This window comes from Pseudomonas sp. LM13, from assembly GCF_041381355.1.
In the GTDB taxonomy this organism is placed as follows: domain Bacteria; phylum Pseudomonadota; class Gammaproteobacteria; order Pseudomonadales; family Pseudomonadaceae; genus Stutzerimonas; species Stutzerimonas frequens.
Window position 1 is genome coordinate 30,591 of the sequence record NZ_JACBXH010000007.1, and the last position, 20,138, is coordinate 50,728.

Here is a 20,138-nt window from a genome sequence, read left to right on the forward strand (position 1 = left end):
AAACCTTTACCGGTCTGCACAACGGAAGCAATTTATGAACAGTACTCTCTCGCGTCTCGGCATTTCAGTGCTTGTGGCGTTCGTCTCGCCGGCTGTACTGGCAGCCAATCTCAATGCCTTGGATGTGGCCGCTCTGCCGGGCGATCGAGTCGAGCTCAAGCTGGCTTTCGACGAGCCCGTTGCGCCGCCGCGTGGTTACACCCTTGAACAGCCTGCTCGCATTGCCCTGGATCTGCCGGGTGTATCGAACAACCTGGGGGCGAAGAATCGTGAGCTGGGGGTTGGTAATGCGCGTAGCGTTACGGTCGTTGAGGCGCAAGGACGTACTCGGTTGATCGTGAACCTCACTTCGCTGGTGCCCTATTCCACTCGAGTGGATGGCAAGAATCTGTTCGTCGTGCTGGGCGAAAATGCCGGCGCGAGTGGCCCGGCAGCGGTCTCAGCGCAGCCGAGCGCAGTGGCACAGCCATCTGTTACGACGGCTCCCGCGAAGGCGGTGGCTGTTGGTAAGGCCATTGACAACATTGACTTTCGGCGTGGCGATGATGGAGCCGGTAATGTGATTATTACGCTATCCGATCCATCAATCAGCTCGACCATTGAAGAGCAGGGCGGAAAAATTCGCGTAAATTTCGCCAAGGCTCAGTTGCCGGAATCGCTGCGTGTGCGCCTGGATGTCCAAGACTTCGCTACGCCTGTCAGGTTCGTTGATTCCGCTTCTCAAGCAGGTGGTGCGAGCATCGCAATCGAGCCGGCCGGGCGATATGACTATTTGGCCTATCAGACCGACAACAAGCTGACTATCAGCGTCAAACCTCTTACGGAAGACGAAGCGGAAAAGCGTAAGGCTGATCGATTTGCTTATTCCGGCGAGAAGCTGTCGCTTAATTTCCAAGACATCGACGTTCGCTCGGTATTGCAGCTAATCGCTGATTTCACGGATCTGAATCTGGTTGCAAGCGATACCGTTAGCGGCAATATCACGCTGCGTCTGCAGAACGTGCCGTGGGATCAGGCTCTGGATCTGGTGCTCAAGACCAAGGGGTTGGACAAGCGCCAGGTCGGTAACGTGCTACTGGTCGCCCCTGCCGACGAAATTGCCGCACGTGAACGTCAGGAGCTTGAATCTCAGCGGCAGATTGCCGAACTGGCGCCGCTTCGCCGTGAGGTGGTACAGGTTAATTACGCCAAGGCGGCAGATATCGCTCGCCTTTTTCAGTCTGTAACCAATACCCAGGGTGAAACCGAGGACCGCGGTTCGATAGCCGTTGATGATAGAACCAACAATATCATTGCCTACCAGACGCAAGAGCGTCTGGACGAGCTACGGCGGATCGTCGCGCAACTCGACATCCCTGTCCGGCAGGTCATGATCGAGGCTCGAATTGTTGAAGCGAACGTCGATTACGATAAAGCCCTGGGTGTGCGCTGGGGCGGCACACAGCTATTTGCCAACGGGCGGGGCGCTGTCTATGGCAACGACGATTTCGGCGATGAGGGTGGAGACTCAGGGGAAGAAAGCAGCGGTAATTTCCCTTTCGTTGATATGGGCGTTGCTAACCGTACTGCCGGTATCGGCATCGGTTACCTCACCGACAACCTGATCCTTGACCTTGAGCTGTCGGCAATGGAGAAGTCTGGTAACGGCGAGGTCGTTTCGCAGCCTAAGGTTATGACCGCTGACAAGGAAACCGCGAAGATCCTCAAGGGCTCTGAGATTCCTTACCAACAGGCCAGTTCAAGTGGCGCTACATCGACTACCTTTGTCGAGGCAGCTCTATCGCTGGAGGTTACGCCTCAGATCACCCCAGATAATCGCATCATCATGGAAGTCAAAGTGACCAAGGACGAACCCGACTTTGCCAACGATGTAAACGGAACTCCTACCATTCGCAAAAACGAGGTGAATGCAAAGATTCTGGTGAATGACGGTGAGACGGTTGTCATCGGAGGGGTCTTCTCCAACACGCAGAGCAAGTCGGTAGATAAAGTTCCTTTCTTGGGTGATCTGCCTTATCTTGGACGGATGTTCCGCCGAGATGTTGTGGCGGATTCGAAGTCCGAATTGCTGATATTTCTGACTCCCAGAATACTCAATCATCAGGCCGTCGCTGTAAGCCGTTGACCCAATTGAAGAACACTATTCTTATAGGCCCGATGGGAGCTGGGAAAAGCACCATCGGGCGTTTGCTTGCCAAAGAGCTGCGTCTGCCGTTCAAGGACTCCGACAAGGAGATCGAACAGCGTACGGGCGCCAGTATTCCGCTCATCTTCGATGTCGAGGGCGAGGGTGGCTTCCGTGAGCGCGAGCATGCGGTGATAGCTGATCTTTGCCGGCTCGACGGCGTGGTGCTCGCCACCGGCGGGGGCGCCGTGATGCGTGAGGACAATCGCAAGGCGCTTCGTGCTGGCGGGCGGGTGGTCTACCTCTGCACTTCGGTCGATCAGCAACTCGAGCGCACCGCCCGGGATCGTAATCGTCCACTCCTGCAGGCTGCTGATCCGCGCGGTGTGCTTGCCAGCCTGATGGCAGTTCGTGATCCGTTGTATCGATCGATTGCGGACGTCATCATCGAGACCGACGAGCGGCCGCCGCGTTTGGTGGTGATGGAAATTCTCGATCGTCTCGCGTCGCTTGCGCCCGGTGAAAGCCGCGACGAATCTGCGTTATCCTAAGCCCCTTTATTTCGGGGGTGTCATGCGGACTCTTCAGGTCGATCTCGGTGAGCGTAGCTATCCCATCCACATCGGCGAGCGGTTGATCGACCGCCGCGATCTCTTCGAGGAAAAGATTCGCGGGCGCCAGGTTGCCATCGTTACCAACGAGACAGTCGCGCCGCTGTATCTCGAGCAGCTCAGGCAAGCGCTCTCCGGGTACGCTGTTACCTCCATAATTCTGCCTGATGGCGAGAAGCACAAAAACTGGCAGACGCTTCAGCTGATTTTCGATGCGCTGCTCGAGGCGCGTCATGACCGCAACACCATGATCATTGCGTTAGGTGGTGGGGTCATTGGTGACATGGCGGGATATGCCGCGGCAAGCTATCAACGTGGGGTCGATTTTATTCAGGTGCCGACAACCCTGCTGTCCCAGGTGGACTCTTCAGTCGGCGGCAAAACCGGTATCAATCACCCGCTGGGCAAGAACATGATCGGTGCCTTTTACCAGCCTCGAGCGGTGATCATCGATACTTCGACACTCGCCACTCTGCCATCCCGTGAGCTGTCGGCCGGGCTGGCAGAAGTCATCAAGTACGGGTTGATCTGCGATGAAGAGTTTATCGGCTGGCTCGAGTTGAATGTCGACCGGCTGCGGGCTCTCGACCCGGTCGCCTTGACTGAAGCGATCCATCGTTCGTGCGCGGCGAAGGCGCGGGTGGTCAATGCCGACGAGCGCGAGTCCGGCGTGCGGGCCATCCTTAATCTGGGGCACACCTTCGGCCATGCTATCGAGACCCATATGGGTTATGGCGTCTGGCTGCATGGTGAGGCGGTAGCTGCGGGAACCGTCATGGCCCTTGAGATGTCTTCTCGGCTTGGTTGGATTCAGCAGGCGGAGCGTGATCGCGCTATTCGCTTGCTGCAGCGCGCGGCTCTACCCGTGTCCCCCCCTGCCGAAATGCAGCCAGGCGACTTTCTGCAGCACATGGCGGTCGACAAGAAGGTCCTGGACGGCAAGCTGCGTCTGGTCCTGCTGCGTGGAATGGGAGAAGCCGTGGTGACTGGCGACTTCCCTCGCGATGTACTGGAAGCGACCTTGAACGCCAACTACGGCGCAATGACGGAACAGATGGGAGCGTAAGAAAATTTCCATGACCAGTTTGTCGGCCGACGATGCCTATCTGAGCCACTATGGGTTCAGCCATGACCCCTTCGCGGCGCGTGTTCCGGGTTTCAAATTCTTTCCCGCGCAGCGTAAGCCAGTGCTGGGGCAGTTGCATCACCTCGCGCGCTACAGTCAGCTGCTGCTGTTGGTGACGGGGCCCGAAGGCAGCGGCAAGACATTGCTCCGGCAGGCCTTGGTGGCCAGCAGCAACAAGCAAGCGGTCCAGAGCGTCGTTATCACACCGCAGGACACTACCGATTCCACGGCGTTGATCGCGCAGATCGCGCAGGCGCTGAACAGTCGCGAGGCTGACTTTGAGGGTGTGATGGCGCAGGTCGTCCAGCTGGCCCTCACGGGGCAGGAAGTCTATCTGCTGGTAGACGACGCGGAACGTCTCACTGCAGCCGCGATCGAGACGCTGCTGCGCCTTGCTGCGGGAGTTCCTGAAGCCCGCCCTCACGTTTTTCTATTCGGTGAAACAGCCCTTGCCGGACGTCTCGAGGCCCTGAGCGAGGGCGACGAGCGCTACCATGTCATTGCCTTGCAGCCATACGAGGAAGACGAGACGCGCGAGTACCTGGCGTTGCGGCTCGAGGGCGCGGGTAGCGGCATCGATTGCCTCAGCGAAGAGCAGATCGCGCGCATCCACGATGAATCGGGCGGCTGGCCTGGCTCGATCAACCAGATCGCCCGTGATGAACTCCTTGCCGCGATGCAGGGCAGCCGCGGGCGCCACAAGGCCGGCGGCATTGGCTTCGCGCTACCGCGCAAGCACGTACTGGCCGCCCTTGCGGTTGTTCTGCTCGTTGCGGTGGCTTTCCTGTTGCTGCGTGGGCAGGACGTTCGGCAGTCTGTCGCGCCGGAGGTGACTCAGCTACCGCTCGATACCGCGGCCACGGCTGATGCCGGTCAGGAGCCAGCCGGGCAGGACGGGCAGGCTGCTATCGAGTTCGATGGCAGCGAGCGTCCGTTGTCCTTGCCGTTGGGTAATGATGCGCAGCCTGTGATTCGAGAACCTCTCGCTGCCGCAGCGGGTGGGGAAGACGAGAGTGGCGTCGCGATGTCCGACTCTGATGATTCGGAGCCGGTTAACGCTACCTCTCCCGTAGCGCCCGCTCCCGCTCCGCAAATATCGGAGCAGGCTTCGTCGGTCGCATCCGCGGCGCCGGCACCGGCGACTACGCCAGAGCCGGTCGCTGTGCGACAGAGCGCTGCTGCAGCCAAGCCCAGTGTCACCACCGAGGCTTCACCGCCCGTGTCGGGGCACGGTGGCTGGTATGCGAGCCAGCCTGCGAGCAACCACCTGGTCCAGATTCTCGGCACACGTGCCGAGAAAAATGCGCAGGCAATTGTCCGGCAGCAAGGAAGTGGCTATCGCTATTTCGTCAAGCAGCATGACGGCAAGCCGCTCTATGTCGTGACCTATGGCAGTTTCAACAGTCGCGCCGCGGCGCTAGCGGCGGTCAGATCACTGCCTGCGTCGCTGCGATCCGGCAAGCCTTGGGTGCGTACATTTGGCAGCGTGCAAAAAGAAATCGGCCAATAGCGCAAAAAATGCCCCAAAAAAGTGCGCAATGCACTGTTTTGGGGCTTGCAAAAAATAAATTGTGTCGCTCTAGCTGGCTTTGTAAACTGCTCCCCCTTTTGCCCACGTGAATGACGGGGTGATTTGCTGCGCCGTCAATAAGGGGTTGATTTACAACGTATTTAGCTGGTGGAGTGCCTATGAGAGCAGGTCTGTTTCGTCCTGAAGAGTTCAAGGATAACTGCGGCTTCGGTCTGATTGCCCACATGCAGGGCGAGGCTAGCCATCACCTGCTAAAGACTGCCATCCAGTCCCTGACCTGTATGACGCACCGCGGTGGCATCAATGCCGATGGCAAGACCGGCGACGGTTGCGGTCTGCTGATGCAGAAGCCAGATGCCTTTCTGCGCGCGAAGGCACTGGAGCACTTCAATGTCGAGCTGCCCGCGCAATATGCCGTCGGCATGGTGTTCCTCGATCAGGACGCAGCCAAGGCTGACCAAGCACGAACTCGCCTGAGCGAGGAGATCGTCGCCCAGGGCCTGACGCTGGTAGGCTGGCGCGAGGTGCCGGTCGATACTGGCGTCCTGGGCCAACTCGCGCTCGAGCGGCTGCCGCGCATCGAGCAGGTGTTCGTTGCCGGAGACGGTATCGCTGAGCGTGATTTCGGCATCAAGCTGTTCTTCGCCCGGCGCCGCGCGGAAGTGGCGCTGGCTGACGACAGCGCCTTCTATGTATGCAGTCTCTCCGACAAAGACATCATCTACAAAGGCCTGATGATGCCGGCCGACCTGGCCCAGTTCTACCCGGACCTGGGTGACGAGCGCCTCGCGACCGCGATCTGCGTGTTCCACCAGCGTTTCTCCACCAACACCATGCCGCAGTGGCGGCTGGCTCAGCCGTTCCGCTTCCTGGCGCACAACGGTGAAATCAACACCATCACCGGTAACCGCAACTGGGCCCAGGCGCGCCGTCTGAAGTTCGCCAACGAATTGCTGCCGGATCTCGAAAGCCTGTCGCCGTTGATCAACCGCACCGGCTCTGACTCCTCGAGCATGGACAACATGCTCGAACTCTTGGTCACCGGCGGAATGGATCTGTTCCGTGGCCTGCGCATGATCATTCCGCCGGCGTGGCAGAACGTCGAGACCATGGACCCCGATCTGCGCGCCTTCTACGAATTTAACTCCATGCACATGGAGCCCTGGGACGGCCCGGCTGGCGTGGTGTTGACCGACGGACGCCACGCGGTCTGCCTGCTCGACCGTAACGGCCTGCGCCCGGCGCGTTGGGTGACCACCAAGAATGGCTACATCACCCTCGCCTCGGAAGTCGGCGTGTGGGATTACAAGCCCGAGGACGTCCTGGCCAAGGGCCGTGTCGGCCCGGGGCAGATCCTCGCGGTGGACACCCACACCGGCAAGGTGCTGCACACCGACGACATCGACAACCACCTGAAGGCGCAGCAGCCCTACAAGAAGTGGCTGCGGCAGAACGCGCTGCGCATCCAGTCGACCCTCGATGACAACGATCACGGTTCGGCCTTCTACGACGCTGACCAGCTCAAGCAGTACATGAAGATGTACCAGGTCACCTTCGAGGAGCGTGATCAGGTGCTGCGTCCGCTGGCCGAGCAGGGCCAGGAAGCGGTCGGCTCGATGGGCGACGATACACCCATGGCAGTTCTGTCGCGCCGCGTACGGTCGCCCTACGACTACTTCCGCCAGCAGTTCGCCCAGGTCACCAACCCGCCGATCGACCCGCTGCGCGAAGCCATCGTGATGTCGCTGGAAACCTGTCTGGGTGCCGAGCGCAATGTCTTCGAGGAAACCGCCGATCACGCCAACCGCGCGATCCTGACTACCCCGGTGATCTCGCCAGCGAAGTGGCGCACGATCATGAACCTGGAGCGTCCGGGTTTCGAACGTCTGGTCATCGACCTGAACTACGACGAAACCATCGGCCTCGAGGCGGCGATTCGCAATATTGCCGATCAGGCCGAGGAAGCCGTACGTGGTGGCAAGGTGCTGCTGGTCCTCAGCGATCGTCATATCGCACCAGGCAAACTGCCGGTTCATGCTTCGCTGGCCGTGGGTGCGGTTCACCACCGTCTGGTGGAAACCGGCCTGCGCTGCAGCTGCAACATTCTGGTGGAAACCGCCACTGCGCGAGATCCGCATCACTTCGCCGTGCTGATCGGCTTCGGCGCGACTGCGGTCTACCCGTTCCTTGCCTTCGAGGTGCTGGGCGACCTGATCCGCACTGGCGAGGTGCTTGGCGACCTTTACGAAGTGTTCAAACACTATCGCAAGGGCATCTCCAAGGGGCTGATGAAGATCATCTCCAAGATGGGCATCTCTACCATCGCCTCCTACCGCGGTGCGCAGCTGTTCGAAGCTGTCGGCCTGTCCGACGAGGTCGTGGAGCTCAGCTTCCGTGGCGTCGCCAGCCGTATCAAGGGGGCGCGCTTCGAGGATCTCGAGGCCGAGCAGAAGGCGCTGGCCGCCGAAGCCTGGAGCAACCGCAAGCCGATCCAGCAGGGCGGCCTGCTGAAGTTCGTCTACGGCGGTGAGTACCACGCCTACAACCCCGATGTGGTCAGCGCGCTGCAAGTGGCCGTGCAGAGCGGTGACTACAGCCGCTTCAAGGAATACACCGCACTGGTCGATCAGCGTCCCGTGGCCATGCTGCGTGACCTGCTCAAGGTAAAGGTGGCCGAGCAGCCGCTGGCGCTGGAAGAGGTCGAGCCGCTGGAAGCGATCCTCAAGCGTTTCGACTCCGCCGGTATCTCGCTCGGTGCCCTGTCGCCGGAAGCGCACGAGGCCATCGCCGCGGCGATGAACCGCATCGGCGCGCGCTCGAACTCCGGCGAAGGCGGTGAAGATCCAGCCCGCTACGGCACCGAGCGCAGCTCGAAGATCAAGCAGGTCGCAACCGGTCGCTTCGGTGTCACGCCGGAGTACCTGGTCAACGCCGAAGTGCTGCAGATCAAGGTCGCCCAGGGCGCCAAGCCAGGTGAAGGCGGTCAGCTGCCCGGTGGCAAGGTCAACGGCCTGATCGCCCGACTGCGCTATGCCGTGCCGGGCGTGACGCTGATCTCGCCGCCACCGCACCACGACATCTACTCCATCGAGGACCTGGCGCAGCTGATCTTCGACCTCAAGCAGGTCAACCCACAGGCGCTGGTGTCGGTCAAACTGGTGGCGGAGCCGGGCGTCGGTACCATCGCTGCCGGCGTGGCCAAGGCCTATGCTGACCTGATCACCATCTCCGGCTACGACGGCGGCACCGGCGCTTCGCCGCTGACGTCCATTCGCTATGCCGGCTCGCCGTGGGAACTCGGCCTGGCCGAAACCCACCAGACCCTGCGCGGCAACGACCTGCGCGGCAAGGTCCGGGTGCAGACCGATGGCGGCCTGAAGACTGGTCTTGACGTGATCAAGGCCGCGATCCTCGGCGCTGAAAGCTTTGGTTTCGGTACCGCGCCGATGATCGCGCTGGGCTGCAAGTACCTGCGCATCTGCCACCTGAACAACTGCGCCACCGGTGTTGCCACGCAGAACGAGCAGCTGCGCAAGGATCACTTCATCGGCACCGTGGACATGGTGGTCAACTTCTTCCAGTTCGTCGCGGAGGAAACCCGCGAATGGCTGGCCAAGCTGGGCGTGCGCAGCCTCGGCGAGCTGATCGGCCGTACCGATCTGCTCGAGGTGCTGCCGGGCGACACCGTCAAGCAGAACAACCTCGACCTGACGCCGCTGCTAGGCGGCAGCAACATTGCCGCCGACAAACCGCAGTTCTGCGAGGTGGAGAAGAACCCTCCGTTCGACCAGGGTCTGCTGGCCGAGGAGATGGTCAAGCTGGCCAAGGGCGCCATCGACGCCAAGAGCGGTGGCGAGTTCGAGCTGGAAATTTGCAACTGCGACCGTTCCATCGGTGCCCGCGTCTCCGGCGAGATCGCCCGTCAGCATGGCAACCAGGGCATGGTGGGCGCGCCGATCACCTTCCGCTTCAAGGGCACAGCCGGTCAGAGCTTCGGCGTGTGGAACGCCGGCGGCCTCAACCTGTACCTGGAGGGCGACGCCAACGATTACGTCGGCAAGGGTATGACCGGCGGCAAGCTGGTGGTCACCCCGCCGCAGGGCGCCAGCTATCGGTCGCAGGATTCGGCGATCATCGGCAACACCTGCCTGTACGGCGCCACCGGCGGCAAGCTGTTCGCTGCCGGCACCGCGGGTGAGCGTTTCGCGGTGCGCAACTCCGGCGCCCATGCCGTCGTCGAGGGTACCGGCGACCATTGCTGCGAGTACATGACCGGCGGCTTCGTCTGCGTGCTCGGCAAGACCGGACACAACTTCGGTTCGGGCATGACCGGCGGTTTCGCCTATGTGCTGGACATGGACAACAGCTTCGTCGACCGCGTGAACAACGAACTGGTCAACCTGCAGCGCATTACCGGCGAGGCGATGGAAGCCCATCGCAGCCACCTGCAGGACGTGCTGCGCGAGTACGTTGCGGAAACCGCAAGTGAGTGGGGGGCTGAACTGCTGGATAATCTCGACGACTACCTGCGTCGGTTCTGGCTGGTCAAGCCCAAGGCGGCCAACCTGGCTTCGCTGCTGTCGAGCACCCGGGCCAACCCGCAATAACAATAAGCCGCTTCAGGCAGCGGCCTCAGCCAACGCGGGGCCGCTGCTCACCCTGATTGTCTTGCAGCCGTATGTATCGTCTACGGCCGCTGTTGAGAGGTTTTGAAATGACTGAACGTCTGAATAACGACTTCCAGTTCATCGAGGTCGGGCGCAAGGATCCGAAGAAGAAACTGCTGCGCCAGCGCAAGAAGGAGTTCGTCGAGATCTACGAACCCTTCAAGCCGCAGCAGGCCTGCGAACAGGCCCACCGCTGCCTGGGCTGCGGCAACCCCTATTGCGAGTGGAAGTGCCCGGTCCACAACTACATTCCCAACTGGCTCAAGCTGGTCTCCGAGGGCAACATCCTCGCCGCTGCCGAGCTGGCGCACCAGACCAACACCCTGCCGGAAGTCTGCGGCCGCGTCTGCCCGCAGGACCGCCTCTGCGAAGGCGCCTGCACGCTGAATGACGGTTTCGGTGCGGTGACCATCGGCTCGGTAGAGAAATACATCGCCGATACCGCCTTCGCCATGGGCTGGCGGCCGGACATGTCCAAGGTCAAGCCGACCGGCAAGAAGGTCGCCATCATCGGTGCCGGCCCGGCGGGCCTCGGTTGCGCGGATATTCTCGTGCGCAACGGTGTGACCCCGGTGGTGTTCGACAAGAACCCCGAGATTGGTGGCCTGCTGACGTTCGGCATTCCCGAGTTCAAGCTGGAAAAAACCGTGCTCAGCCGCCGCCGCGAGATCTTCAGCGGCATGGGCATCGAGTTCCGCCTGAACACCGAGGTGGGCAAGGACATCAGCATCGACCAGCTGCTGGCCGATTACGATGCGGTGTTCATGGGCATGGGCACCTACACCTACATGAAGGGCGGCTTCCCTGGCGAGGATCTGCCGGGCGTGTACGACGCGCTGGATTTCCTCATCGCCAACGTCAACCGCAACCTCGGCTTCGAGAAGTCCGCTGAGGACTTCATCGACATGAAAGGCAAGAAGGTCGTGGTGCTGGGCGGCGGTGATACCGCGATGGACTGCAACCGCACCTCCATCCGCCAGGGCGCCAAGAGCGTGACCTGCGCCTATCGTCGTGATGCGGCAAACATGCCGGGTTCGCGCCGTGAAGTGAAGAACGCCAAGGAAGAGGGCGTGAAGTTCCTCTTCAATCGCCAGCCCATCGCCATCGTCGGCGAAGGCAAGGTCGAAGGCGTGAAGGTGGTCGAGACTCGTCTCGGCGCGCCGGATGCCCGTGGCCGCCGCAGCCCCGAGCCGATCCCAGGCTCCGAGCAGGTGCTGCCGGCCGATGCAGTGGTCATTGCCTTCGGTTTCCGGCCGAGCCCGGCACCGTGGTTCGAGGGCCAGGGTATCCAACTGGATAACCAGGGCCGCGTCGTCGCTCCGGAGCAGGGTCAGTTCAAGCACCAGACCAGCAACCCGAAGATCTTCGCCGGTGGCGATATGGTTCGCGGCTCCGATCTGGTGGTGACCGCGATCTACGAAGGGCGCCAGGCTGCCGAAGGCATCATGGACTACCTCGGCGTCTGATCGGTGTTGATAGAGCGCCGACAGGGGCTCGGAACGGCCTGATTTGAATCAAGCCCAAAGGTAAAAGGCACGGCACTCGCCGTGCCTTTTTTTTTCCGCTTTGCGACAATGCACGGCACTTTTTCGCTGGAACCCTGCCATGACTGCCTTGAAGAACGACCGCTTCCTTCGTGCCCTGCTCAAGCAGCCTGTCGACGTCACCCCTGTGTGGATGATGCGCCAGGCCGGCCGCTATCTGCCCGAATACCGGGCCAGCCGCGCCAAGGCCGGTGACTTCATGAGCCTGTGCATGAATCCGGAGCTCGCCTGCGAGGTGACGCTGCAGCCGCTGGATCGCTATCCGCTGGATGCTGCGATCCTGTTCTCCGATATCCTCACCGTGCCGGACGCCATGGGCTTGGGTCTGTACTTCGAGACCGGCGAAGGCCCGCGCTTCAAGAAGGTGGTGAGCAGTGCGGCGGACATCGAGGCGCTACCGATTCCCGATCCGGAGAAGGATCTTGGCTACGTGATGGAGGCGGTGCGTACCATCCGCCGCGAACTCAATGGCCGCGTACCGCTGATCGGTTTCTCCGGCAGCCCCTGGACCCTGGCGACCTACATGGTCGAGGGCGGTTCGTCGAAGGACTTCCGCAAATCCAAGGCGATGCTCTACGAAAACCCGCAGGCGATGCACGCGTTGCTGGACAAGCTGGCCCAGTCGGTTACCAGCTACCTCAACGGCCAGATCCTGGCCGGCGCCCAGGCGGTGCAGATCTTCGATTCCTGGGGTGGCAGCCTGTCGGCCGCGGCCTATCAGGAGTTCTCTCTGGCCTATATGCGCAAAATCGTAGACGGTCTGATCCGCGAACATGACGGCCGCCGCGTGCCGGTGATCCTGTTCACCAAGGGTGGCGGGCTGTGGCTGGAGTCCATGGCCGACGCCGGTGCCGAAGCGCTGGGGCTGGACTGGACCTGCGACATCGGCGAGGCGCGCCGCCGCGTCGGCGACAAGGTGGCGCTGCAGGGCAACATGGACCCGAGCGTGCTTTATGCCAAGCCCGACGCCATCCGCGCCGAGGTCGCGCGTATCCTGGCGAGCTTCGGTCATGGCAATGGCCACGTGTTCAACCTGGGCCACGGCATCACGCCGGAAGTCGATCCAGCCCATGCCGGCGCCTTCATCGAGTCGGTGCACGAACTGTCCGCGCAATACCACGCCTGATTTTTCAACGGCTCGAAACGAAACGCCCCGCATCAGCGGGGCGTTCTGCATTGCGGGCTCAGTGTGCCGTCTGCGGCTCCGGCAACGGACGCAGGCGCGCCAGGTGCAGCGCCACGGCGAAGGCGATCAGCAGCAGCGAGGCGATGAACAGGCCGACGCCATCCCAGCCGGCGGCGTGCCAGAAGACCCCACCCAGCGTGCCGGCGATGCTGGAGCCCAGGTAGTAACTGAACAGATAGAGCGAGGAGGCCTGGCCGCGCGCCTGCCGGGCGCGGCGGCCAATCCAGCTGCTGGCGACCGAGTGGGCGCCGAAGAAACCGAAGGTGAACAGCAGCATGCCCAGCAGCACCAGCGGCAGCCGGTCGAACAGGGTCAGGCCCACGCCTGCCAGCATCAGGGCGATCACCAGCCAGAACACCCGGCGCCGGCCGAAACGATCGGCGAGTGCGCCGACTTGAGCCGAGCTGTAGATGCCCGACAGGTAGAGCACCGCCAGCAAACCGATCATGGTCTGGCTGAGGTGGAACGGCTCGGCAATCAATCGATAGCCGATATAGTTGTACAGCGTGACGAAACTGCCCATCAGCAGAAAGCCCTGCAGGAACAGCCAGGGCAGGCCGGCATCGCGGAAGTGCAGGCGGTAGCCCTGCAGCAATCCCTGCGGGCGCAGCGGTCGCGGACGGAAGTGCCGCGATTCCGGTAGAAAGCGCCAGAGCAGCAGGGCCGCCAGCAGCGCCAGCCCGCCCATCAGTCCCAGCACGCTATGCCAGGACAGGTAGTCCACCAGCACGCCGCTCAGCAAGCGTCCGCTCATGCCGCCGATGGCGTTGCCGCCGATGTACAGCCCCATTGCCAGGCCCAGATGGTGGGGATGAATCTCCTCGCTCAGGTAGGTCATGGCCACTGCAGCCACGCCGCTGAGCGCCAGGCCGACCAGTGCGCGCATCAGCAGAACGCCATGCCAGCTGGGCGCCAGCGCACTACCGACGGTGAACACCGCGGCAGCGAGCAGGGAGGCGACCAGCACCTGCTTGCGGCCGATGGCATCGGAGATCGGCCCGGTGATCAGCAGGCCGACGGCCAGGGTCAGCGTCGAGAGCGAAAGGATCAGGCTGCTCTGCGCTGCGTTGATGCCGAATGCCTGCGACAGCATGGGCATCATCGGCTGCACGCAGTAGAGCAGGGCGAAGGTGGCGAAGCCGCCGGCGAACAGCGCCAGGGCGGTGCGCGCGAAGCGCGGGGTGCCTTTCTCTGTATGGCTGATGGGCGCGCCAGGCGCCGGTATCTCTGCTGACGCGTCGCTGGCGTCGTGCGTACTGCTCACGATGAAGACCTCTGTCCGATTCGTTTTTTCCGGCCAAAAGCGGCCCGTTACGCCTGTGATCGCTTTTTCGATCGACGGGCGCGATTGCTGTTGTTTGGGTTTATGGACGAAATGATAGGAAGCTTTGTTTAAGCTATCCAATATATTATTCGACCTGAATGATATGTTTTGCGACTCATAAGGAATCCTCATGGAGCTGCGTCATCTTCGCTACTTCGTGGCGGTCGCCGAGGAACTGCACTTCGGTCGCGCCGCCGAACAGCTGCGCATTTCACAGCCGCCGTTGAGCCAGCAGATCCAGGCGCTGGAACAGGAACTCGGCGTAAGGCTGTTCGATCGGACCAACCGGCGCGTGGCGCTGACCGACGCGGGACGGCTGTTTCTCGAGGAAACGCGGCGCACGCTCGCGCAGGTCGACAAGTCGGTAGACGTGGCCAGGCGTGCCGAACAGGGCGAGATCGGCGAGCTCAAGGTGGGGTTCACCTCATCGGCGCCGTTCACCTCGATTCTGCCGCGGGCGATTCTGGCCTTTCGCCGCACCTTTCCTGCGGTGCATCTGGATTTGCAGGAGATGACCAGCAAGCAGGTGGTCGATGCCGTCCAGGACGAGACGCTGCAAGTGGGCATGATTCGCCCGTTCGCGTTGCCGGCGGGCCTGCAGACCGTCGAGCTGTTCAGTGAGCCGCTGGTGGCGCTGATGCATGCGGGACACCGGCTGGCGGATGCCGGGGACGAGGGGCTGACGCTGGCTGATCTGGCCGAGGAGCCCTTCGTGTTCTTCCCGCGCAGCTACGGTACGGGACTGTACGACCAGTTGCTCAGCCTGGCGCGCCGTGCGGGCTTCAATCCGCGCATTGCCCAGGAGGCGAACGAGGCGCTGACCATCATCGGCCTGGTCGCCGCCGGGTTGGGAGTATCGGTGTTGCCGGCGTCGTTCCAGCGCATCCGCATCGACGGCGTGCGCTTTCTCACCCTGCAGGACAAGGATGCGACCACCGCCGTCTGGCTGGTCAAACGCCGGCAGGAGCAGTCGCCGTTGGCGCAGGCCTTCATGGAGCTGGTAACGCGCGAGGCCTCTGCGCAGCGCTAGGGCGTTCGCTCAGGGCTGCTTGTAGTGGCCGGGTGTATCGCCCTTCTCGTGCTTGTGCACGCGGGTCACGCGGATGTCGGTGATGCCCATGACTTCGGCCTGCTCCAGCAGCTGCGCCTCGTCGGCATCGGCCTTCGGCATCACCAGGCTGTTCTCGGCATCGGCATTGTGCAGCTGGATGAGGTGCCGCGCCGCCTCGCCCTGGGACAGGCTGTCGACGTCGGCGTCATAGGTCTCTGCGCGTGGGTCGTTCTGGTAGATGTAGTTGATTTCGAAGGTGTGCGAAGACTTGCCGAACATGAGGCGCTCCTGTGGAGGTCACTGATGTTCAGTGGACTCGACGGCAACGGCAAACGTTCCAGCAGACGGTCGGTCGCGGTAGAGCCGATGCCTTGGCCAGCGCATCGGCAGGGATGCTTACTTGACGTTGGCCAGATCGCCCTTGAGGGCAACGCCGGCCATGATGGCGCCAGCGTGGCACTCGTACTTCTGACTGTCCTTGTATTCGACATGCTTGTAGTTGCTGGCGATGTTCACCACCGCATTGGCACCGGCGGCCTTGGCGGCCTGCTGCATGGCGATCAGCGCCGATTGCAGCGCCCAGCTGCAGGCGCCTTCGTCGGTCTTGTTGAACGCATTGGTCTTCTTGCTGGTGGTAACGCCGCTGCGCACGACCGTGGCATTACCCGGCGTCTTGCCGGCCAGGTAGAACTTGACGCTGCCATCCAGTCGACCGGCCTGGGTCGCTTCGGCAACCACTGCATCGAAGGGCAGGTAGTGAGTGGTGTCACGGGCCTGGCTGATGCCGGGCAGCACCAGAAGCGTCAGCGCTGTGCCTATCCATGCGGTTGTTTTCATCGGCGTTTTCCTTGCGGTTGTGGGGGAAACTCAGGCCCAGCGACGGAAGATCAGCGAGGTGTTGATCCCGCCAAAGGCGAAATTGTTATTCATCACGTACTCGTGCTGCATGGTGCGCGGAGCACCCCGCAGGTAGTCGAGATCGCCGCAGCGCGGGTCGACCTTGTCCAGGTTGAGCGTGTGGATATAGCGGTCGCGGTTCATCATCTCGATGCTGAACCAGGATTCCAGAGCGCCACACGCACCCAGGGTGTGACCGAGAAAGGACTTCTGCGAGCTGATCGGCATGCCGCTGCCGAACAGCGCCTGGGTCGCCTGGGTTTCGGCGATGTCGCCCTGTTCGGTCGCAGTGCCGTGGCCATTCACGTAGCCGATGGCCGCCGGTGCGAGCCCGGCATCTTCCAGGGCCAGTTCCATGGCGCGGCGCATGGTCAGCTGTTCCGGCTTGGTGGCATGTTGGCCATCGGCGTTGCTGCCGAAGCCGACCAGCTCGGCGTGAATCGTCGCGCCGCGGGCCAGTGCGTGCTCCAGTTCCTCGAGCACCAGCATGCCGGCGCCTTCGCCAATCACCAGGCCATCACGGCCGCTGTCGTAGGGGCGCGGCGAAGTATGCGGTGCGTCGTTCTTCAGGCTGGTGGCATAGAGCGCATCGAAGACCATGGCCTCGGTGGCGCAGAGCTCCTCGGCGCCGCCGGCCAGCATCAGTGGCAGACGGCCGAACTTGATCGCCTCATAGGCGTAACCGATGCCCTGGCTGCCGCTGGTGCAGGCGCTGGAGGTGGGGATAACCCGCCCGGTGAGGCCGAAGAAGATGCTGATATTGGCCGCGGTGGTGTGCGGCATCATGCGAATGTAGGAGTTGGCGTTCAGCCCGTCGGCCACCGAGTTCAGTAGCATGTTGCCGAACGCCTTGATCTCCTCGGTGCTGCCGGTGGACGAACCGCAGGCGACACCCATGCGGCCGTCCCGGATCGACGCGTCTTCCAAAAGACCGGCGTCGGCGAGCGCGCGTTCGGCGGCCAGCACCGACAGTCGTGACACGCGGCCCATGCTGCGCAGCTGCTTGCGTGTCCAGTGCGGCGGCACGCTGAAGTCGTCCACCGGGCCGGCCAGGCGGGTGTTGAGCTCCGTGAAGCGGTCCCACTCGGCCATGCGGCGGATGCCGCTGCGGTTGGCACTGAAATTGGCTTCGATGCTTGTCCAGTCGCTGCCCAGGGAGGTGATGCCGGCCATGCCGGTGACCACCACGCGTCTGCCGTTCATCAGCACAGCCCTCCGTTGACGGCGATCACCTGCCGGGTGATATACGCCGCCTCGGCGGACATCAGGAAATTCACCGCACCGGCGACCTCTTCCGGGGTGCCCATGCGCTGTGCCGGAACCATCTTCAGCATTTCTTCGATGGGCAGTTCGGCATCGAGCATCTCGGTATCGATCAGTCCGGGGGCAACGCAGTTGACGGTGATCCTGCGCTTGCCCAGCTCCACCGCCAACGCCTTCGCCGCACCGATGACGCCAGCCTTGGACGCGCTGTAGTTGACCTGGCCGCGGTTGCCGATCAGGCCGGATACCGAGGTGATGCAGACGATGCGCCCCGGCTGGCGGCGGCGAATCATCGGCATGGTCAGCGGCTGCAGCACATTGTAGAAACCGTCCAGGTTGGTACGCAGTACCTGGTCCCAATCGTCGTCGCTCAGGGCCGGGAAGGCGCCGTCGCGGGTCAGGCCAGCGTTGCAGACCACGCCATAGTACGCGCCGTGCGCTTCGATATCGGCTTCCAGCTCACGTCGGCAGGCGGCGCGGTCGGCGATGTCGAACTGCAGGATGCGCGCGCTGCGACCCATCGTCTGTATCTCGGCCTGGACCGCTTCGGCCTGGTCGCGGCGCGAGCGGCAGTGCAGCACGATGTCATGGCCGGCGCGGGCCAGGCGCAGCGCGATGGCGCGGCCAATGCCTCGGCTGGAGCCGGTGACGAGGACGGTTTCACTCATGGGGCAGACTCTTGTAGGTAACTCGCCACTTCGGGCGGGCGGAACACGTTCAGACGGGCCTCGGCATGGATACCGTGGCCGTCGAGATGACATTCGAACACGCCCATGCCGTTGTCGTCCTGCAGCGAACGAGTGGCACGGACGCGCAGCCGGGCGCCGACCGGGAAGGTTTCGACATTGCACTGGTAGCTACGGGTGCCGAGCAGGAAGCCCAGCTCCACCGGCTGACCGGCCTGACGCGCATGGCAGCCGGCGAAGGCCGCGACGCTTTGCGCCATGATCTCGACGCCGACCCAGGCAGGCAGACTGCCGTCGGCGGCGCTGAGCAGGCCGTCGGCGCGTACCTGCAGGTGTGTCTCCACGCTGTCTTCATCGAAGCGCTCGACAGCGTCGAGCAGGATCATGTCGCCAGCGTGGGGTAGCAGTTCGGCGAGGGGCCAGTCGATCACGGCGCGTCTCCCAGGATCAGGCTGATATTGTTGCCACCGAAGGCGAAGGAGTTGCTCATCATTCGGCGCGGCGAGGTTCTACCCATTCGCAGTTCGGCGGTCACCAGGCGCAGCGGTGGCAGCTCCGGATCCGGCTGGCCGTCCCAGCGATGCGGTGGCAACTGCTGGTCGGCGTTGAAGCGCGATAGCGCAAGCCAGCAGAACGCCGCCTCCAGCGCGCCAGCGGCGCCGAGGGTATGGCCGGTCAACGGCTTGCTCGAAGAACAGGCGACACCCTGAGGAAACAGCGTGGAAACGGCCTGGCTTTCCATGGCGTCGTTGTGCGCGGTGGCTGTGCCGTGCAGGTTGAGGTAATCGACCTCTTCCGGTGTGCAGCCGGCAGTGGCCAGCGCCTGGCGCATGGCGGCAAGCGCGCCGCGGCCTTCCGGTTCGGGGGCGGAGATATGGTAGGCGTCGGAACTGGCGCCGCCGCCAAGCAGGGCGATGGCGCCATCAGCGGGCTCGCGGGTCATCAGAAACAGCGCCGCCGCCTCGCCGATGTTGATGCCGTTGCGGTTGCGCGAGAAGGGATTGCACAGCGACTCGCTGGTGGCTTCCAGCGCGGTGAAGCCTTGCAGGGTCAGGTCGCTCAGGCTGTCGACACCGCCGCACAGCACTGCATCGCAAATGCCGGCGTCGAGCAGGCGTTTGGCGCTGAGCAGGGCGCGTGCACTGGAGGTGCAGGCGGTGGAGATGGCATAGCAGGGGCCGCCCAGTTGCAGCCATTGGCCGAGAAAGCTCGCCGGCGCCGCCAGTTCCTGATGCCCATAATGGTAGCCCGGCGGAAAGCTGCCATTGTGCAGCAAGCCGGCGATGCCTTCTCCGGCTTCCTGGATGCCGGTGGTGCTGGTGCCCAGGACCACACCGATGCGATGCCGGCCGTGGCGGGCGATGGCCTGGCGTATATCGCGTTCGATCTCCAGTGCAGCGGCCAGCAGCAGTTGGTTGTTGCGGGTGGCATGGCGCGGATCGTCATCAGGCATTGCTGGCAACGCTGAGCGGACCGCGCCCACCGGTAAGCGTCGACCGGCCACCGGCTGCGTATGGGGCTGCATGCCGGAGGTGTCGCCGGCGAACAGCCGTCGGGCCACCTCGGCCTTGCCACTGCCGAGCGCGCAGATCACGCCAAGGGCGTCGAGGTAGGCGGTCATCGTTGGCTTCCGGTCGAGTCGGGCAGGGGGGCGACACGATAGGTCAGCCCTGGCGCCACGTCGAGTTCGAAGCGCTGTGCCGCGCGATAGCGAACCTGCCAGCGCAGGTCGTCACCCTGGCGCAGCCGGCGCTCGCCAGCACCTGGCTGTTCGGCTGCGGCGCCATACAGCGCGGCCAGCTGGTCGCGCTCGGTCAGGGCGAACAGCAGGACGGCGAACAGCTCGCGCGCCTCCGGATTGGGTCGAAGCAGCCCATCAGCCTGCCAGGCGCCGTCGCGCAACTGCTGCCGCGCCAGTGGAATGCCCAGCGGGTCGAGCAGCGACCAGCGCAGCGACGCCCCTTCGCGCTGGATCACCAGCAACCAGTCGGCCGGCTCGCTGCCCTGGCGTTGCACATGCAGCTGCAGCGGTACCTGCAATTCGGGTGTGCCGGCAGGCAGCGGCAGGCGCGCGGCGCAACCGGCCAGCAAGACCAGACACAGGCCCAGCAGGAGTCGCCTCATCGC

The 20,138-nt window shown here is 63.1% G+C and carries 16 protein-coding genes; 8 read left to right on the forward strand and 8 right to left on the reverse strand.

Annotated features, from left to right (window positions below; all coding sequences use genetic code 11):
- Positions 1-34: 34 nt before the first annotated feature.
- From HZR81_RS07685 to hemE, 7 genes are all read left to right on the forward strand, one after another.
- Entirely contained in the window at positions 35-2,125 is a 2,091-nt protein-coding gene (locus tag HZR81_RS07685; protein ID WP_500127743.1) for a type IV pilus secretin PilQ, read from the forward strand.
- A 5-nt stretch (positions 2,126-2,130) separates the two neighbouring features.
- Positions 2,131-2,676, forward strand: coding sequence for a shikimate kinase AroK (aroK, locus tag HZR81_RS07690; RefSeq protein ID WP_500127777.1), 546 nt, complete (start codon positions 2,131-2,133; stop codon positions 2,674-2,676).
- A gap of 22 nt (positions 2,677-2,698) precedes the next feature.
- The gene (aroB, locus tag HZR81_RS07695; RefSeq protein ID WP_125877248.1) at positions 2,699-3,802 is read left to right on the forward strand and encodes a 3-dehydroquinate synthase; all 1,104 of its coding nucleotides are present in this window, start codon (positions 2,699-2,701) and stop codon (positions 3,800-3,802) included.
- Between the two features lie 10 nt (positions 3,803-3,812).
- Positions 3,813-5,372, forward strand: coding sequence for an AAA family ATPase (locus HZR81_RS07700; protein ID WP_500127744.1), 1,560 nt, complete (start codon positions 3,813-3,815; stop codon positions 5,370-5,372).
- Positions 5,373-5,551: 179 nt separating this feature from the next.
- Complete coding sequence (gene gltB, locus HZR81_RS07705) at positions 5,552-10,000, forward strand: glutamate synthase large subunit (RefSeq protein ID WP_500127745.1); 4,449 nt, start codon at positions 5,552-5,554, stop codon at positions 9,998-10,000.
- A 107-nt stretch (positions 10,001-10,107) separates the two neighbouring features.
- Positions 10,108-11,526, forward strand: coding sequence for an FAD-dependent oxidoreductase (locus HZR81_RS07710; RefSeq protein WP_014595713.1), 1,419 nt, complete (start codon positions 10,108-10,110; stop codon positions 11,524-11,526).
- A gap of 139 nt (positions 11,527-11,665) precedes the next feature.
- Positions 11,666-12,730 (forward strand): uroporphyrinogen decarboxylase, encoded by a 1,065-nt coding sequence (gene hemE / locus HZR81_RS07715; RefSeq protein WP_230726070.1) that lies wholly within the window; start codon positions 11,666-11,668, stop codon positions 12,728-12,730.
- Between the two features lie 58 nt (positions 12,731-12,788).
- On the opposite strand, the gene HZR81_RS07720 is transcribed toward hemE, so the two are convergent.
- Positions 12,789-14,015, reverse strand: coding sequence for an MFS transporter (locus HZR81_RS07720; RefSeq protein WP_048330384.1), 1,227 nt, complete (start codon positions 14,013-14,015; stop codon positions 12,789-12,791).
- Positions 14,016-14,244: 229 nt separating this feature from the next.
- Here HZR81_RS07720 and HZR81_RS07725 point away from each other — a divergent pair, with 229 nt between their 5' ends.
- Positions 14,245-15,144: a LysR family transcriptional regulator gene (locus HZR81_RS07725; RefSeq protein WP_011911798.1), complete on the forward strand. Its 900-nt coding sequence runs from the start codon at positions 14,245-14,247 to the stop codon at positions 15,142-15,144.
- A 9-nt stretch (positions 15,145-15,153) separates the two neighbouring features.
- Here the strand turns inward: HZR81_RS07725 and HZR81_RS07730 are convergent, their stop codons facing one another.
- From HZR81_RS07730 to HZR81_RS07760, 7 genes are all read right to left on the reverse strand, one after another.
- Positions 15,154-15,444 (reverse strand): hypothetical protein, encoded by a 291-nt coding sequence (locus HZR81_RS07730; RefSeq protein ID WP_013981662.1) that lies wholly within the window; start codon positions 15,442-15,444, stop codon positions 15,154-15,156.
- A gap of 117 nt (positions 15,445-15,561) precedes the next feature.
- Positions 15,562-16,002 carry a hypothetical protein gene (locus HZR81_RS07735; protein ID WP_045159379.1) on the reverse strand — a complete coding sequence of 147 codons (441 nt, stop codon included), beginning with the start codon at positions 16,000-16,002 and terminating at the stop codon, positions 15,562-15,564.
- A gap of 30 nt (positions 16,003-16,032) precedes the next feature.
- Positions 16,033-17,265, reverse strand: a complete 1,233-nt coding sequence (locus HZR81_RS07740) for a beta-ketoacyl-ACP synthase (RefSeq protein ID WP_181090286.1) — start codon at positions 17,263-17,265, stop codon at positions 16,033-16,035.
- A complete protein-coding gene (gene fabG / locus HZR81_RS07745) occupies positions 17,265-17,993 on the reverse strand; it encodes a 3-oxoacyl-ACP reductase FabG (protein WP_063539628.1) in 729 nt (242 codons plus the stop codon). The genes HZR81_RS07740 and fabG overlap by 1 nt, the downstream gene beginning before the upstream one ends.
- Positions 17,990-18,442: a hotdog family protein gene (locus HZR81_RS07750; RefSeq protein WP_236450915.1), complete on the reverse strand. Its 453-nt coding sequence runs from the start codon at positions 18,440-18,442 to the stop codon at positions 17,990-17,992. Before HZR81_RS07750 ends, fabG begins: the two co-directional genes overlap by 4 nt.
- On the reverse strand, positions 18,439-19,632 hold the full coding sequence (locus tag HZR81_RS07755; protein ID WP_084902497.1) for a beta-ketoacyl-[acyl-carrier-protein] synthase family protein: 1,194 nt from the start codon (positions 19,630-19,632) through the stop codon (positions 18,439-18,441). Before HZR81_RS07755 ends, HZR81_RS07750 begins: the two co-directional genes overlap by 4 nt.
- Positions 19,629-20,135 carry a DUF3261 domain-containing protein gene (locus HZR81_RS07760; RefSeq protein ID WP_500127746.1) on the reverse strand — a complete coding sequence of 169 codons (507 nt, stop codon included), beginning with the start codon at positions 20,133-20,135 and terminating at the stop codon, positions 19,629-19,631. The genes HZR81_RS07755 and HZR81_RS07760 overlap by 4 nt, the downstream gene beginning before the upstream one ends.
- Between the last annotated feature and the right edge of the window lie 3 nt (positions 20,136-20,138).